The 16,036-nt window shown below is 72.4% G+C and carries 10 protein-coding genes; 8 read left to right on the plus strand and 2 right to left on the minus strand.

All coding sequences use genetic code 11. The annotated features are described in order from the left end of the window. Positions 1 to 405: 405 nt before the first annotated feature. On the minus strand, positions 406 to 3,591 hold the full coding sequence (gene ileS, locus DZA62_RS08490; protein WP_116948425.1) for an isoleucine--tRNA ligase: 3,186 nt from the start codon (positions 3,589 to 3,591) through the stop codon (positions 406 to 408). 222 nt (positions 3,592 to 3,813) lie between these two features. On the opposite strand from ileS, the gene DZA62_RS08495 reads away from it, so the two are divergent. The 4 genes from DZA62_RS08495 (at position 3,814) to DZA62_RS08510 (ending at position 6,077) form a co-directional block, all read left to right on the plus strand. Next, positions 3,814 to 4,077: a DUF167 domain-containing protein gene (locus DZA62_RS08495; RefSeq protein WP_198663542.1), complete on the plus strand. Its 264-nt coding sequence runs from the start codon at positions 3,814 to 3,816 to the stop codon at positions 4,075 to 4,077. Between the two features lie 133 nt (positions 4,078 to 4,210). After that, entirely contained in the window at positions 4,211 to 4,636 is a 426-nt protein-coding gene (locus DZA62_RS08500) for a TraR/DksA family transcriptional regulator (RefSeq protein WP_198663543.1), read from the plus strand. Next, positions 4,609 to 5,157 carry a signal peptidase II gene (lspA, locus tag DZA62_RS08505; protein WP_157987547.1) on the plus strand — a complete coding sequence of 183 codons (549 nt, stop codon included), beginning with the start codon at positions 4,609 to 4,611 and terminating at the stop codon, positions 5,155 to 5,157. The genes DZA62_RS08500 and lspA overlap by 28 nt, the downstream gene beginning before the upstream one ends. After that, positions 5,154 to 6,077: an RluA family pseudouridine synthase gene (locus tag DZA62_RS08510; RefSeq protein WP_116948428.1), complete on the plus strand. Its 924-nt coding sequence runs from the start codon at positions 5,154 to 5,156 to the stop codon at positions 6,075 to 6,077. The genes lspA and DZA62_RS08510 overlap by 4 nt, the downstream gene beginning before the upstream one ends. Before the next feature lie 140 nt (positions 6,078 to 6,217). On the opposite strand, the gene DZA62_RS08515 is transcribed toward DZA62_RS08510, so the two are convergent. Further along, positions 6,218 to 7,612, minus strand: a complete 1,395-nt coding sequence (locus DZA62_RS08515; protein ID WP_116948429.1) for an FAD-binding oxidoreductase — start codon at positions 7,610 to 7,612, stop codon at positions 6,218 to 6,220. 119 nt (positions 7,613 to 7,731) lie between these two features. On the opposite strand from DZA62_RS08515, the gene DZA62_RS08520 reads away from it, so the two are divergent. The 4 genes from DZA62_RS08520 (at position 7,732) to DZA62_RS08535 (ending at position 15,984) form a co-directional block, all read left to right on the plus strand. Beyond that, a complete protein-coding gene (locus tag DZA62_RS08520) occupies positions 7,732 to 10,902 on the plus strand; it encodes an ATP-binding protein (protein WP_116948430.1) in 3,171 nt (1,056 codons plus the stop codon). Positions 10,903 to 11,151: 249 nt separating this feature from the next. After that, entirely contained in the window at positions 11,152 to 11,796 is a 645-nt protein-coding gene (locus DZA62_RS36250; RefSeq protein WP_198663544.1) for a chorismate mutase, read from the plus strand. A gap of 187 nt (positions 11,797 to 11,983) precedes the next feature. Continuing rightward, complete coding sequence (dnaE, locus tag DZA62_RS08530) at positions 11,984 to 15,454, plus strand: DNA polymerase III subunit alpha (RefSeq protein WP_198663586.1); 3,471 nt, start codon at positions 11,984 to 11,986, stop codon at positions 15,452 to 15,454. Then, positions 15,439 to 15,984, plus strand: a complete 546-nt coding sequence (locus DZA62_RS08535; RefSeq protein WP_157987548.1) for a DUF2567 domain-containing protein — start codon at positions 15,439 to 15,441, stop codon at positions 15,982 to 15,984. Before dnaE ends, DZA62_RS08535 begins: the two co-directional genes overlap by 16 nt. Positions 15,985 to 16,036 lie beyond the last annotated feature (52 nt).

Here is a 16,036-nt window from a genome sequence, read left to right on the forward strand (position 1 = left end):
GGGCCCCTTCGCGCGTTTCTCGCCCCGGCACAGGCCGGATGGGCCGGACTTCGCGCGTCCGGAGCTGGCGAAGCCGTGGCACGACGGTGCGCAGCGCCGGGGCGTGTGTCGCTGCGACGGGAGGGCGGCAGGGCGGCGTGGTCGTCGGGTGGTGCCGGGTCCGCGGGTTGGCCTGGCTGGCCCCAGGATGCACAGTCGGCTGGCCGGATCGGCTGGTCGGGGTCGGCTGGACGACGAACGGCGTCGGGCAGTGCTGGGGCACACCTGGGCCCGCGGGGTGGGCTGGACCGTCGGGGTCGCCTTGGGCGCGCGTGAGACCGTCAGTCCGAGCGTGACCACGCCGGACGCACCGACGCGCCCCGGCCGACGTGGCCGGAGCGCGTCAGAACGCCGTGCGTCTCGCTGTCAGGCCGGGGCGTCCACCCGGCGCACCCGGAACGTCAGCCCGAGGTCGGCGTCGCCGTGTTCGGGGACGCCGGCCAGCGCGTCCAGTCCCTCGTGGACGGCCGTCGCCAGGACCTCGTCGGCCAGCAGGGCGCTGTGCTCGCGCAGCGCGTCCGCCAGCTGGTCGGTCGCCGACCACGCCAGCTCGATGCGGTCGGACACCTCGAAGCCGGACGCCTTGCGGGCCTCCTGGACCAGCCGAACCGCTTCGCGCACCAGACCAGCCCGAACCAGCGCGTCGGTCAGCGTGAGGTCCAGCGCGACCGTCTCACCCTCGCGGGCGACCGCCCAGCCCTCGCGCGGCGTCTCGGTGACGACGACGTCGTCGGGGGCCAGGTCGACCACGCCGAGGCCGTCGACGGAGACGGTCGCCGTCCCGGACGTCTTCAGCGCCGCCGCCAGCGCCGACGCGTCGGCGGCCGCGACCGCGGCCGCCACGCGCGGGGTGTCCTTCGCGAACCGCTTGCCCAGAGACCGGAAGTTCGCCTTCGCCGACACGTCGACCAACCGGTCGCCGGCCGCTCCGACGTCAGAAAGTGACAGCACCGACGCGACATTGAGCTCGTCGGCGATCTCGGCGCGCAGCTCCGCCCGCAGCGTCTCCCAGCCCCGGGCGCCGACCACCGCGCGCGACAGCGGCTGCCGCGTCCGCACCTTCGACTCGGCCCGCGCGGCCCGGCCCAGCTCGACCAGGCGCCGGGTCAGCGCCACCTCGGTCCGCAGGGCGTCGTCGATCAGCGACTCGTCGGCCTCGGGCCAGGTCGCGGCGTGCACCGACGACGCGGCGTCCGGGGTGGACGGCACGACGAGGTCCTGCCAGACCCGCTCGGTGACGAACGGCACCAGGGGCGCCATCAGGCGGGTCAGCGTCTCGACGCACTCGTGCAGTGTCGCCAGAGCGGCCGGGTCGCCCTCCCAGAACCGCCGCCGCGACCGGCGCACGTACCAGTTGGACAGGTCGTCGACGAACGCGGTGAGGCGCGCGCCCGCCGCCTGCGTGTCGAAGGTGTCCATCGCGGTGTCGACCTCGCGGACCAGGCGGTGCAGCTCCGACAGCGCCCAGCGGTCGAGCACCGGCCGCTCGGCGACGGGCGGCACCGACGCGTCGCCGGGCGTCCACCCCGCCGTCCGCCCGTACAGCGACAGGAACGACGCGGTGTTCCAGTAGGTCAGCAGCACCTTGCGGACGATCTCCTGCAGCCGCGCGTGCCCGACCCGGCGTGGCAGCCACGGCGAGCCGCTGGCCAGCATGAACCAGCGGACGGCGTCGGCGCCGTGCTCGTCCATCAGCGGGATCGGCTCGAGGATGTTGCCCAGGTGCTTGCTCATGCGCCGGCCGTCCTCGGCCAGGATCAGCCCCAGGCAGACGACGTTCTCGTACGACGACCGGTCGAACACCAGCGTCCCGATGGCCATCAGCGTGTAGAACCAGCCGCGGGTCTGGTCGAGCGCCTCACTGATGAACTGCGCGGGGTAGGACTTCTCGAACGCCTCGGCGCTGCCGGGCGCGAACGGGTACCCGACCTGCGCGAACGGCATCGCGCCGGAGTCGTACCAGACGTCGATGACGTACGGCTCGCGGCGGAACGTGCCGGGCACGCCGGGCAGGGTGAACGTGACGTCGTCGACGTAGGGCCGGTGCGGGTCCAGCTCGGAGAGATCCTGGCCCGACAGCTCCGACAGCTCCTGGAGCGAGCCGACGCACATCATGCGGGACGGGTCCTCGTCGTTGCGCCAGATCGGCAGCGGCGTGCCCCAGTAGCGGTTCCGCGACAGCGCCCAGTCGACGTTGCCGCGCAGCCACTCGCCGTAGCGGCCCCACTTGATGGTCTCCGGGTACCAGGCGGTCTTCTCGTTCTCGCGCAGCAACGCGTCCTTGATCTGCGTCGTGCGGATGTACCAGGACGGCTGCGCGTAGTAGATGAGCGGCGTGTGGCACCGCCAGCAGTGTGGGTACTCGTGCTCGTACGGGACGTGCCTGAACAGCACGCCGCGGTGCTCGAGGTCGTTGACCAGGTCGGCGTCGGCGCGCTTGAAGAACTGGCCGCCGACCAGCGCGACCTCAGGAGCGAACGTGCCGTCGGAGCGCACGGGGTTGACCACCGGCAGGTCGTAGCGGCGGCAGACCCGCAGGTCGTCGGCGCCGAAAGCGGGCGCCTGGTGCACCAGCCCGGTGCCGTCCTCGGTGGTCACGTAGCCGTCGACGACGACGAAGTGGGCGTCGGGGATGTCGACCAGCTCGAACGGGCGCTGGTAGGTCCACCGCTCCATCTCGGTGCCGGTGAACCGCGACACGACCTCGGCGTCGTCGCCCAGCACCGCCGCCAGCAGCGGCTCGGCCAGCACGAGCAGTTCGGACGACCCGGCCGCCCGGGCGGCGACGTAGGTGACGTCGGGGTGCGCGGCGACCGCTGTGTTGGAGACCAGCGTCCACGGGGTCGTCGTCCAGACCAGCAGCGATGCCTGCCCGGCCAGCGGCCCGCCGGTCAGCGGGAACCGCACGTAGACGGACGGGTCGACGATGGTCTCGTAGCCCTGCGCCAGCTCGTGCGACGACAGCGCCGTCTCGTCGCGCGGGCAGTACGGCGACACCCGGTAGTCCTCGACCAGCAGGCCCTTGTCGAAGATCTGCTTGAGCGACCACCAGACGCTCTGCACGTAGGACGCGTCCATGGTGCGGTACGCCTGCGAGAGGTCGACCCAGTAGCCCATGCGCTCGGTGAGCTGCTCGAACGCGTCGACGTGCCGCAGCACCGACTCGCGGCACCTCGCGTTGAACTCGGCGACGCCGTACGCCTCGATGTCGCTCTTGGCCTCGAAGCCGAGCTCCTTCTCGACGGCGATCTCGACCGGCAGGCCGTGGCAGTCCCAGCCGGCCTGACGGGGCACGTGGTAGCCCTTCATCGTCTGGTAGCGCGGGAACACGTCCTTGAAGGCGCGGGCCTCGATGTGGTGGGTGCCGGGCATGCCGTTGGCGGTGGGCGGACCCTCGTAGAAGGTCCACTGCGGGCGGCCCTCGCTGGTCTTCACCGTCTGGGCGAACACGTCGTTGTCGCGCCAGAACGCGAGGACGTCGTGCTCCAGCGTCGGCAGGTCGACCTGGGCGGTCACCTCGCGGTAGCCGGTCGGCTCGGTCGCGTTGGTCATGGTCGTCTCTCGAATCCTCCGTCAGCAGCTCCCGACGGAGGGACGAGGCGGACCCCGCGGTACCACCCTCCTTGACCGGCGACGCCGGTCCACTTCGTTCGCCGCGGCCGGGTCTAGTGGGCGCCGTGGCGCCGTTCTTCCGGCGGCTCGGAGGTGATGGCCCCGTCAACGCCTGCTCGCGACGGAGCCAAGTGTACGACGCGCGGAGCTACCCTGGGGGCCGTGCGCGTGACGATCCGGGTGCGGCCCGGCGCCTCCCGGACGGCGGTGGGTGGCGGCTACGGCGAAGCGCTCGTCGTCGCGGTCCAGGCGCGTGCCGTCGACGGCGCCGCCACCAAGGCCGCGCTCGATGCCCTGGCCGCCGCCCTGGGAATACGCCGCAGGGAGGTGACGTTGCTCACCGGAGCGACAAGTAGGACGAAGACTGTCGAGGTCCCGGACGCGGCGCGATCGCGCCTGGCAGATCTCATGCGCGAGGCGGATTGATGACGGACGATTCTCGATCTATCCTCGCGGCACCTGGCCCGATCGACGTGAGCAGTGCAGGGGTGGGCCGGGGCAACGGGGGTATTGAAGGGTGGCGAGGCAGATGGCGGGTGCGAAGGCGAAGGTGGACACCATGGCCGGGAACAGCAAGGTCGAGGCCACTGAGGCGGCCGCACTGGTGGTCCGCGAGGACGAGAAACCGTGGACCGAGGCCGAGCTCGCGGAGCTCCGCGAGCTGCTGAAGTCCGACAGCGCGCGGCTGCGTGAAGAGATCTCGGAGGCCGAGGCCGACATCGCCGACCTGCTGCGCAGCGGCGACACCGGCGGCGAGGACCAGGCCGACACCGGCACCAAGACGTTCGAGCGCGAGCACGAGATGTCGCTGGCCGCCAGCCACCGCGACATGTTGAACCAGACCGAGCGGGCGCTGGGGCGCATCGAGAACGGCACCTACGGCATCTGCGAGAACTGCGGCAACCCCATCGGCAAGGCCCGGCTGCAGGCGTTTCCGCGGGCCACGCTGTGCATGACGTGCAAGCAGAAGCAGGAGCGCCGCTGACGGACGGAGGGCGCCGGCGTACCGGCGTCCTCCTGACCGTCGCGGTCGCCGTGCTCGCGGCCGACCAGTTGACGAAGATCCTGGCGGTCGCGCTGCTCGATCCGGGCCGGGCGGTCCCGGTCATCGGCGACCTCGTCCAGCTGCGGCTGATCCGCAACCCGGGCGCCGCGTTCAGCCTGGCCACGAACATGACACCGGTGCTGACAGTGGTCGCCATCGCGGTCGTGCTGGTCATCGTGGCGGTGAGCCGCCGGGTCGCGCACCGGGGCTGGGCCGTCGCGCTCGGCGCGGTGCTGGGCGGCGCACTCGGCACCCTGACCGACCGCATCTTCCGCATGCCCGGCGCGTTCCGCGGCCACGTCGTCGACTTCGTCGAGCTGCCGAACTGGCCGGTCTTCAACCTCGCCGACTCCGCCATCGTCGCCGGCGCCGTGCTGGTCGCGGTCCTGAGCGTGCGCGGCGTCCCGCACGACGGCGTCCGCCGCGCCTCGCAGTCGCGCGAGAAGGCGGCCGCCGCGTGAGCGAGAACCGCAGCCTCCCCGTCCCCGACGGTCTGGAGGGCGAGCGTCTCGACGCCGCCCTGGCCAGGCTGTTCGGGTTCTCCCGCAGTAAGGCCGCCGCGCTGGTCGAGGACGGTCACGTCGTCGTCGACGGCGATGTGGCGCAGAAGTCCACCCGGGTCCGCGGCGGATCGTGGCTGGAGGTCGAGATCCCGTCGCCGCCGGCGCCCGTCCAGGTGGTGCCGGAACGCGTCGAGGGCATGCGCATCGTGCACGACGACCCCGACATCGTGGTGGTCGACAAGCCCGTGGGTGTCGCGGCGCATCCCAGCCCCGGCTGGACCGGCCCCACCGTCGTCGGCGGCCTGGCCGGCACCGGCTTCCGCATCTCGACCAGCGGCGCCGCCGAGCGCCAGGGCGTCGTGCACCGCCTCGACGTCGGCACCAGCGGGCTCATGGTCGTGGCGAAGTCCGAACGCGCCTACACGTCGCTGAAGCGGCAGTTCAAGGAACGCACGGTCGACAAGGTCTACCACGCGCTGGTCCAGGGCCACCCGGACCCGTCCCGCGGCACCGTCGACGCGCCCATCGACCGCCACCCCCACCACGACTACAAGTGGGCGGTGGTCGCGGGCGGCAAGCCCAGCGTCACGCACTACGAGACGCTGGAGGCGTTCCCGGCCGCCAGCCTTCTGGAGATCCACCTGGAGACGGGCCGGACGCACCAGATCCGGGTGCACCTCAGCGCGCTGCGGCATCCCTGCGTGGGCGACCTCACCTACGGCGCCGACCCGACGCTGGCCGCCCGGCTCGGGCTGACGCGGCAGTGGCTGCACGCCAAGCGGCTGGGCTTCGAGCACCCCGGGACGGGGGAGTGGGCCGAGTTCAGCTCGTCCTACCCCGACGACCTGCAACACGCTTTGGACGCCATCCGCCCGTAGTCGTCCCCAGGGTGTCTCCCGAGTCCGTGGCCCACTGCGCGATGCACCCGCGGTGCCTCGTTGCGGCCGAGATTCGGGAGACGCACCCCGTCTGAGCGAGTCCGAACGAGGCACCACCGCCGACGATCGGACTCACCTACCTAGCTCGCCGGCCGGATGTTCTGGTTGACTCGGAACAGGTTGCCCGGGTCGTACTGGGCCTTGACGCGGGCGAGCCGCTCGTAGTTGTCGCGGTAGCTCGCGCGGACCCGCTCCTGGCCCTCGTCCATCATCATGTTCACGTACGCCCCGCCGGCCGAGTACGGGTGCAGCGCCGCGAAGTAGCCGACCGACCACGAGCTGATGAGGTCGACGTTGGCCGGATCCGCGTCCACTCCGGCGAAGACGGAGCCCCAGCGCGCGTCCCGGTAGCTCCAGGCGGTGTCGGCGGGACCGGCGTCGTGGGCCGCGCCGTCGACCGGATACAGGTGCATCGTCGACTTCCAGGTGGGCAGCCTGGCGCCGAAGTCGGCGTGGATCGCCACGGCCTCGTCCGGGATCTCCTTGACGAAGTCCGCCCGCCAGTACCACTGGTCTCCCGGCGGGTACAGCCCGTCGAAGGCGCTCTGCAGTGCCGGGTGCGGCATCGGCGCCGGCGCGTGCAGGAGCGGCTCGGGCAGCGCGTCCAGGAACGGTGCCATGTCGGCAGCGGCCTGCTCCGGGGAGCCGACGTGGCACCAGACGACGCCGCAGATCGTGCGCAGGCGCAGCTCCTCCGGGAACGGCGGTGCCGGCGGCACGGCGCCCACCAGGAAGAACCCGTTCAGGTCGCGCGGTGCCGCCGGCAGGAAGTCGCGGTAGGCCGAGAGGACCTCGGCGGTCTGCTCGACCGGCCAGAAGGTCGGACCGGCGACGACGGTGTCGAGCTCATGCAGCCGGAACAGGAACGACGTGACGACCCCGAAGTTGCCGCCGCCGCCCCGGACGGCCCAGAACAGGTCGGGGTGCTCGGCCGCGCTGGCCGAGACGCGCTCACCGTTCGCGAGCACCATCTCCACTTCGAGCAGGTTGTCGATGGCCAGCCCGAACGCGCGGGTCAGGTGCCCGAGGCCGCCGCCGAGCGTGAGGCCGCCGACACCCGTCGTCGAGATGATGCCGCTCGGTGTGGCCAGGCCGTGCTCGTGGGTCGCGCGGTCCACCTCGCCCCAGGTGCAGCCGCCGCCGACCCGCGCCGTCCTGGCCTCCGGGTCGACGGTGATGTCGCGCAGGTCGCCGAGGTCGATGACCACACCGTCGTCGACCACGCCCAGGCCACCCCCGTTGTGGCCGCCCCCGCGCACCGCGAGGAGGAGCCCGTGGTCGCGCGCGAAGCGGACGACCCGCGCGACGTCGTCCTCGTCGGCGCACCGCGCGATGAGCGCCGGGCGCCGGTCGATCATGGCGTTGTAGACCTTGCGGGCCTCGTCGTAGCCGGCGTCCTCCGGCCCGGTCAGGCGTCCGCGAACGTCGGTCAGCTCGCGGTGCGCGATGCGCCAGGTCTCGATGGCAGTGGTCATGGTTACCCCCGTCGGTGGGTCGTTCGGACGCCGGAGACGGTTCCACCGCCCGTTGCGGTGCCGTTGCGGTCACCCCGCGGTGAGCCCTTGACCGGCGCGGACATGAGGAGTACGACCTGGTGCCATGGGGGGTGGACGCGGCGGACGGGGCTGAGCTGCAGGTGCGCCTGGTCGGCGAGCTGACCGTGGCGCGAGCCGGGCGCACGCTGGACGCGGGCGAGGTGGCCGACCGCAAGGGCCGGACCCTGCTGGCCCTCGTGGCCGTCGCGGGTGGCCGGCCGGTCTCCATGGACCGCATCGTCGAGGCGTTGTGGGGCGAGCAGGCGCCGCGGCGGCCGGCGGCGAGCGTGGCCACCCTGGTGAGCAGGTTGCGAGCGGCCCTCGGTCCCGACGTGGTCGCCGGCGGCCGGTCCGGGTACCGCCTCGGCGAGGGCACACAGGTCGACCTGCACCGTGCTGCCGACCTGGTGGGAGAGGCCGAGATCCGGCTGGCGAACGCGGAACCGGCGATCGCCCTGGCCGCGGCCCAGGCCGCGCTGGACCTCGTCGGTTCGGCGCCGTTGCTCGCGGACGAGGCCGACGCGTCCTGGGCCGGCGAGGGCCGGCGGCAGCAGGCGGATCTGATCGGCCGGGCCCGCGCGGTCGCGGTCGAGGCGGGCCTGAGCACCGGGGACGTCGCGGCGGCGCTCGTCGCGGCGGAGGCCGCGGCCGAGGCCGAGCCGTTCGACGAGCGCTCCGCCCGGGCGCTGATGCGGGCCTACGACGCTGCCGGCGAACCGGCGCGGGCGCTGGCGGCGTTCGAACGCCTGCGCGACGGGCTGGCCGCCGAACTGGGCATCGACCCGGCGCCGTCGACCCGGGAGTTGCACGTCGCGATCCTGCGCCAGCAGGCCGCGCCGGTGGCGACGCCGTCGGGCGTCGAGACCACCCCTGGCGCCGAGCGGCTCGCCGGGCGGACGTCCGAGCTCGCGCGTCTGACCCGGCGGTGGGAACGCGCTGTCGCCGGCGACGGTGCCCTGGTGCTGCTCGCCGGCGAGGCCGGGATCGGCAAGACCGCGCTGGCCGAGGAGGCCGCACGGATCGCCCGGCGCACCGGCGGGCTCACGCTCGAGGCGCGCTGCTACGACGTCGAGCGCTCGCTGTTCCTGCAACCGGTCGCCGAGGCGCTGGGCCGGTTGGTCACCCGGTTGCCGGCGTCTGTGCTGCGGCGGGCCGCAGCGGACCGGGCCGGTGCCCTGGCCACGCTCGTCCCGGAGGTGGCGTCGCTGCTGGGTGAGCCGCCGCCGGAGCGGCGCAGCGCTGCGGCCGGTCGACGCCGGGTCTACGACGCGGTGGTCCACTTCCTGCGCCGGCTGGCCGCCCGGCAGCCGGTCGTGTTCGTCGTCGACGACCTGCACCACGCCGGCGCAGCCACCGTCGAGCTGCTGCACTACCTCGGCCGGCAGCTGGCCGGTGGCCGCCTGCTGGTCGTGGGGACCGTCCGGGCGGACGAGGGCGAGCGGGTGCTCGCCACGCTGGCCGGCGTGTCCGAACGCCTCGACGTCGGACCACTCGACGAGGCGGCGATCTCGCGGCTCGCCGCCGAGGCGGGCCAGGAGGCGCACGGAGCGGAGATCGCCCGGCGCACCCGCGGGCACACGCTGTTCGTGGTCGAGACGCTGCGTGCTCTGGCCGCCGGTGAGGAGGGGATCCCGGACTCGCTGCGCGACAGCGTCATGGCCCGCGTGCGGCGGGCCGGCCCGCAGGCCGAGGAACTCCTGCACGCCGCCGCGGTGCTCGGCACGTCGTTCACGCCGATGACGCTGGCCGGCCTGCTCGACCTCAGCGCGCAGGAGGCCGCGCGGCGTTGTCACCGGATGCTGCCCACCGGGCTGCTCGTGGTGGCCGGCCGCCTGTACGAGTTCGAGAACGACCTCGTGCAGGAGACGCTCTACGCCGCGACGCCGCAGCCGACCAGGGTCGCGTACCACCTGCGCGCCGCCGCCGTCCAGGCAGGCAACCCGGAGGCGGTCGGCTGGCACGCCGCGGCGGCCGGCGACTGGGCCCGCGCCGGGCCGGGCTGGCTGGCCGCCGGGGACCAGGCGATGCGCCGGTACGCCGTCGGCGACGCCGAGGCACTGCTGGACCAGGCCATCGAGGCGGCCCGCCGCTGCGGGGACATCGGCCTGGAGGGGCGGGCGCACCTGGCAAGGGGCCGGGCGCGCGAGGCGATGTACCGGTACGACGGCGCCGTCGCCGACCACGCGGAGGCACTCGACGCCGCGCGGGCGGCCGGCGACCAGCACCTGGAGATGCGTGCGCTGCGCCAGCTGGGCGGCCCGGCCTGGGCGGGCGGTGGCCGGCCGGTCGGCGAGGGGATGCTCCACCTCGAGGAGAGCCTGCGACTGGCGCAGCTGCTGGGCGACCGGCCGGCGGAGTCGGAGCTGCTGGCGTGGCTTTCGGTGCTCTCGGCCAACCGGCTGCGTTTCGCCGACGCCCTCGCGTACGGGCGGCGGAGCCTGGACCTCGCCAGGGTCCTCGGCGACGACGACACGTTGGCGGAGGCGCTGGACGGGTTGAAGACGGCGTACGCCTACCAGGGCGAGGTGCGGGAGCTGCACGGCGTGCTGGACGAGCTGGAGCCGCTGTGCCGCCGCTCCGGCGACCTGTGGCTGCTGCAGTGGTGTGTGTTCGAGTCCGCCTTTCCCGCGATCGCTCGCGGTGACTGGGACACGGCCACCGCGCGCGTCGAGGAGGCGCTCGCGGTCAATCAACGCAGCGGATACAGCGGCTACGAGTCCTGGTACGTGTCGAACCTCGGCTGGATCGCGCGACTGCGGGGTCGATACGACGATGCCGTCCGGTACGGCCGCAGGTCCCTGACCCTGCAGGCGCACGCATGGTTCAGCGCGGCGAGCATGGCGAACTACGCCACCACGCTGCTGGAGCTGGACGAGACCGCGCAGGCCGTCGCGCTGCTCGAGCGCGGGTTGGCGGTGGCCGACCGGCACGGCACCGAGGCCTACCGGCTGCCCTGCCTGGCGGCCCTGGCCGGGGCGACGGACTCGCGCGAGCTGCTCGACGAGGCCGAGGCGATGGCGCGGGCCGTCAGCGCGCCGTCCGGATCGGCCTGGCTCTATGGCGCGGACACCTATGTGGCGCTGGCCCGCGCCCGGATCCGCCGCGGCGACCCCCGCGGGGCGGCCGATCTTCTCGCACCACTGGCGGCCGCGGGGGAACGGACCGGCTGGACCGCCCCGCTGGCCGCGGTGCACGAGGTCGTGGCGGCCTGCCGCGAGGCGCTCCGGTGATGCTGTCTCGCCATGCGAACCGATCCGTCCGGTCTGTGGACAGGCGGCGACCACGCCGGTACCGTCCCTGCCATGCGCACGTATCCCGCCTTTATCGAGCCGGCCCGGGTCGCCGGCCGCGTTGAGGCGTAGCGCGGCCTTCATCCGAGTCGGCTCACGAGGCTTCAGGCGCCGCCTGGGGCCTCTTGTCATGTGCCCCGAGCGGCCGGCTCCCGAGGTGACGGCCGCCCACGGAAACAGGAGCATCTCGTGACCGCATCCCCGCACCGCACCGCCGCCACCGACAACCCGGCACCGCCGGCGGCCCTCGCCGCGCCACGGCCGCCCGTCATCGCACCGCCCGGCGCCGGTGGCGACCTCGACCACGACGCCATCGCGGCCGGGTCAGTGACGTTCGTGGACGGCGCCGACCCCGCGGCGATCGCCGACGCGCGCCGGCACGGGCGGCCCGTGGTCGCGAACCTGGGCGAGCGGCCGGAGCTGGCAGCGGCCGCCGTCGCCGCCGGAGCCGACGGGCTGTGGCTGGAGGGGCCGGGCACCGCGGCCGCCGGTCAGGCCCGCGAGGCCGCCGCACGCGTCGCGCCGCTGGTCCGGTCCACCGTCCCCGACACCGTCGCCGGGTGCCGCGCGGCCATCGACGCCGTCGACGCGGCCCTGGCCACGCTGCTGGAGCACCGCGTGGCGCTGGCCGGACGGGTGCAGCGGCTCAAGCCGGTGGGCGGGCACGCAGGCCGCGACCCGCGGCGCGAGGCCGCCATCGTCGCCGCGATGGCCGAGCGCGCGCCGTCGCTTCCGCCGGAGTCGCTGGCACGCGTCGTCACCGCGATCATCGAGGCCGGGCTCGACGCGGCCGAGCGTGACGAATCGGGCGAACCGCCCGTCTGGCGGTTGTGAGCGGACTCTCTCGGAGTGGCACCGAGAAGCTGTCGGGGCCTCGGCATAGGCTGTCTCCAGTCCCCGGCGCACACCCCTCTGACGCCGGTGGAGTGTCTGCGTGAGGAGGCGTCTGAGCGTCGTGTCGAGTGCTGCCAGTTCCGCCGGATCGAGCTTCGTGCATCTGCACGTGCACACCGAATACTCCATGCTCGACGGCGCCGCCCGCCTCGACGACCTCTTCTCCGAGGCCGCCAAACAGGGCATGCCGGCACTGGCCACCACCGACCACGGCAACGTGTTCGGCGCCTACGACTTCTACAACAAGGCCAAGAAGCACGGCATCAAGCCGATCATCGGCACCGAGGCGTACCTCACGCCGCGCACCAGCCGGTTCGACAAGACCCGGGTGCGCTGGGGCGACGGCGGCGGCGACGACGTCTCGGGTAGCGGCGCCTACACCCACATGACGATGTTCGCCGAGAACACCGGCGGCATGCACAACCTGTTCCGGCTGTCGTCGCTGGCCTCCATCGAGGGCTTCTACTTCAAGCCGCGCATGGACCGCGAACTGCTCGAGAAATACGCCAGTGGCATCATCGCGACCACCGGCTGCCCCAGTGGCGAGGTCCAGACGTTCCTGCGGCTGGGCAAGTACGACGAGGCCATCAGGGCGGCGTCGGACTTCCGCGACATCTTCGGCAAGGACAACTTCTTCCTCGAGCTGATGGACCACGGGCTCGACATCGAGACCCGCATCCGCGAGGACCTCCTGCGGCTGGGCAAGGACCTCAACCTGCCGCTGCTGGCCACCAACGACCTCCACTACACCCACAAGGCCGACCACGGGGCGCACGCCGTCCTGCTGTGCGTGCAGTCGGGCTCCACGCTCGCCGACCCCAAGCGGTTCAAGTTCGACGCCGAGGACTTCTACCTCAAGACCGCGGCCGAGATGCGCGAGAAGTGGGCCGACTACCCCGAGGCCTGCGACAACACCCTCCTCATCGCCGAGCGCTGCGACGTCAAGTTCGTCGAGGAGGCCGGCAAGTACATGCCGCGCTACCCGGTGCCGCCGGGCGAGGACGAGGTCTCCTGGTTCGTCAAGGAGGTCGAGCGCGGCCTGCACCAGCGGTTCCCGGGCGGCATCACCGACGAGGTCCGGGCGCGGGCGAACTACGAGACCGAGGTCGTCACCGGCAAGGGCTACGCCGGCTACTACCTCGTCGTCGCCGACTTCATCAACTGGGCCAAGGAGAACGGCATCCGGGTCGGCCCGGGGCGTGGTTCGGGTGCGGGCTCCATCGCGGCGTACGCCATGGGCATCACCGACCTCGACCCCATCCCGCACGGCCTGATCTTCGAGCGGTTCCTCAATCCCGAGCGCAAGTCGATGCCCGACTTCGACATCGACTTCGACGAGCGCCGGCGTGGTGAGGTCATCCGCTACGTCACCGAGAAGTACGGCACCGACCACGTCGCGCAGATCGTCACCTACGGCACCATCAAGGCCAAGCAGGCCATCAAGGACGCCAGCCGCGTCCTCGGCAACCCGTTCGCGGTCGGCGAGCGCATCACCAAGGCCATGCCGCCCGCCGTCATGGGCAAGGACATCCCGCTCTCCGGCATCTTCGACCCCGAGCACAAGCGCTACGCCGAGGCGGGCGAGTTCCGGTCGCTGTACGAGTCCGACACCGAGGTGCGCCGGGTCGTCGACACCGCCAAGGGCCTGGAGAACCTGAAGCGCCAGTGGGGCGTGCACGCGGCCGGCGTCATCATGTCCTCGGCGCCGCTGCTCGACACCATCCCGGTCATGAAGCGCGAGCAGGACGGCGCCATCATCACCCAGTTCGACTACCCGACCTGCGAAGAGCTCGGGCTGGTCAAGATGGACTTCCTGGGCCTGCGCAACCTCACCATCCTCGACGACGCACTGAAGAACATCGTCCGCAACGGCAAGGACGCCATCGTCCTCGAGGAGCTGCCGCTCGACGACCGCGGCACGTACGAGCTGCTCGGCCGCGGCGACTCCCTCGGCGTGTTCCAGCTCGACGGCGGACCCATGCGGTCGCTGCTGCGGCAGATGAAGCCCGACAACTTCGAGGACATCTCCGCGCTCATCGCGCTGTACCGCCCCGGCCCCATGGGCGCGAACAGCCACATCAACTACGCGCTGCGCAAGAACGGCCAGCAGCCCATCACGCCGATCCACCCGGAGCTGGCCGAGGCGCTCGAACCGATCCTCGGCACCACCTACGGCCTGATCATCTACCAAGAGCAGGTCATGGCCATCGCCCAGCAGCTCGGCGGCTACTCGCTCGGTAAAGCCGACCTGCTCCGCCGCGCCATGGGCAAGAAGAAGCGCGAGGTCCTCGACGCCGAGTACGTGCCGTTCTCCGACGGCATGAAGGCCAGCGGGTTCGGCGACGCCGCCATCAAGACGCTCTGGGACATCCTGGTCCCGTTCTCCGACTACGCGTTCAACAAGGCGCACAGCGCTGCCTACGGCGTCATCGCGTACTGGACCGGCTACCTCAAGGCGCACTACCCGGCCGAGTACATGGCCGCTGTGCTCACGTCGGTCCGCGACGACAAGGACAAGACCGCGCTCTACCTGTCCGAGTGCCGCCGCATGGGCATCAAGGTGCTGCCGCCCGACGTCAACGAGTCCGCCGGCGACTTCACCCCGGTCGGCACCGACATCAGGTTCGGGCTCACCGCCATCCGCAACGTCGGCGCCAACGTCGTCGACGGCATCGTCTCGGCCCGGCACGAGAAGGGCCGGTTCGAGACCTTCCCGGACTTCATGGACAAGGTCCCGGTGCACGTCTGCAACAAACGCGTGGTCGAGTCGCTGGTGCGGGGCGGCGCGTTCGACTCCCTCGGCTACGCCCGCCGCGCGCTGGCCGCCATCGTCGACGACGCCGTCGACACCGTCATCTCGCTCAAGCGCAACGAGGCGGTCGGCCAGTTCGACCTGTTCGGCGGTGCGGGCGACGACACCGGCAGTGGCTTCGAGGTCACGGTGCCGGAGCTCACCGAGTGGGACAAGAAGCAGAAGCTGGCGTTCGAGCGCGAGATGCTGGGGCTCTACGTCTCCGACCACCCGCTGCTCGGGCTCGAGCACGTCATCGCCAATGCCTCCGACCGGCCGATCTCCGCGCTCAGCGACGAGGAAGAGGTGCCCAACGGCACCACCATCAGCGTCGGCGGTCTCATCACGTCGCTGCAGCGCAAGGTCAGCAAGCGCGGCGACACCTGGGCCATCGTCACGGTCGAGGACCTCGAGGGCTCCATCGACGCGATGTTCTTCCCGGCCACCTACCAGCTGTACGCGCTGCAGCTGGCCGAGGACGAGATCGTCGTGGTCAAGGGCCGGCTGGACCGCCGCGAGGAGGCCCCGCAGCTGATCGCGGCCGAGCTGAGCCTGCCCGATCTCTCCGACGGCCCGTCCGGCCCGGTCGTCGTCACCATGGCCATGAGCCGCTGCACGCCGCCCCTGGTCGACCGTCTGAAGGACGTCCTCACCACGCATCCCGGCGTCACGCCGGTGCACCTGCGGCTCACCGGGTCCACCCGCACCACGGTCATGAAACTCGACGATCGCCTGCGGGTCACCCCGTCCACGGCGCTCATGGGCGACCTCAAGCAGTTGCTGGGGCCGACGTGTCTGGCGTCGTAGTGACCCGCGCCCAACGGCTGGGGCACGGCGCGCCGACCACCAGGCGCGTCGTCGTCCAGATCGTCGTCGCGTCGGTCGTCGCCGGGGTGCTCATGGGCGTGCTGTGGTGGCTGCTGGCGCCCGACGTCCACGGGGTCGTGGTCAACGGGGGACTGGGCTACGACTCCCGCGAGGGCCGTCACCTGTTCACCCGCGACGCCGTGTTCACGCTGCTCGGCGGCGGGTTCGGGCTGGTGCTGTCGATCGTCTTCGTCATCTGGCACCGGCGCAACCCGGTGGCCGCCCTGGTGGCGCTGGCCGCCATGGGCGTCGTCGGGTCGCTGATCGCCAAGTACGTGGGCGAGTTCCTGGGGCCTGACGGCGACGTCTCCGGGCTGGCCGACGGTGCCGCGGCGCTGATCCCGCTACGGCTGGGATCCGACGCGGCGCTGCTGGTGTGGTCGATGGTCGCCGTGGTCGTGGCCGCGGTCGTGGCGTTGTTCCGTGAGGACCGCACGCCGTGGGCGCCGCCCGGCGTCAACGGTCCGTGACGCCGTCGCGGGCGCGACACCGGCGAGGTCGGGCGCAGGGGTGCGGGTGGGG

It is taken from the genome of Jiangella endophytica, from assembly GCF_003427025.1.
GTDB classification, from domain to species: Bacteria; Actinomycetota; Actinomycetes; order Jiangellales; family Jiangellaceae; genus Jiangella; species Jiangella endophytica.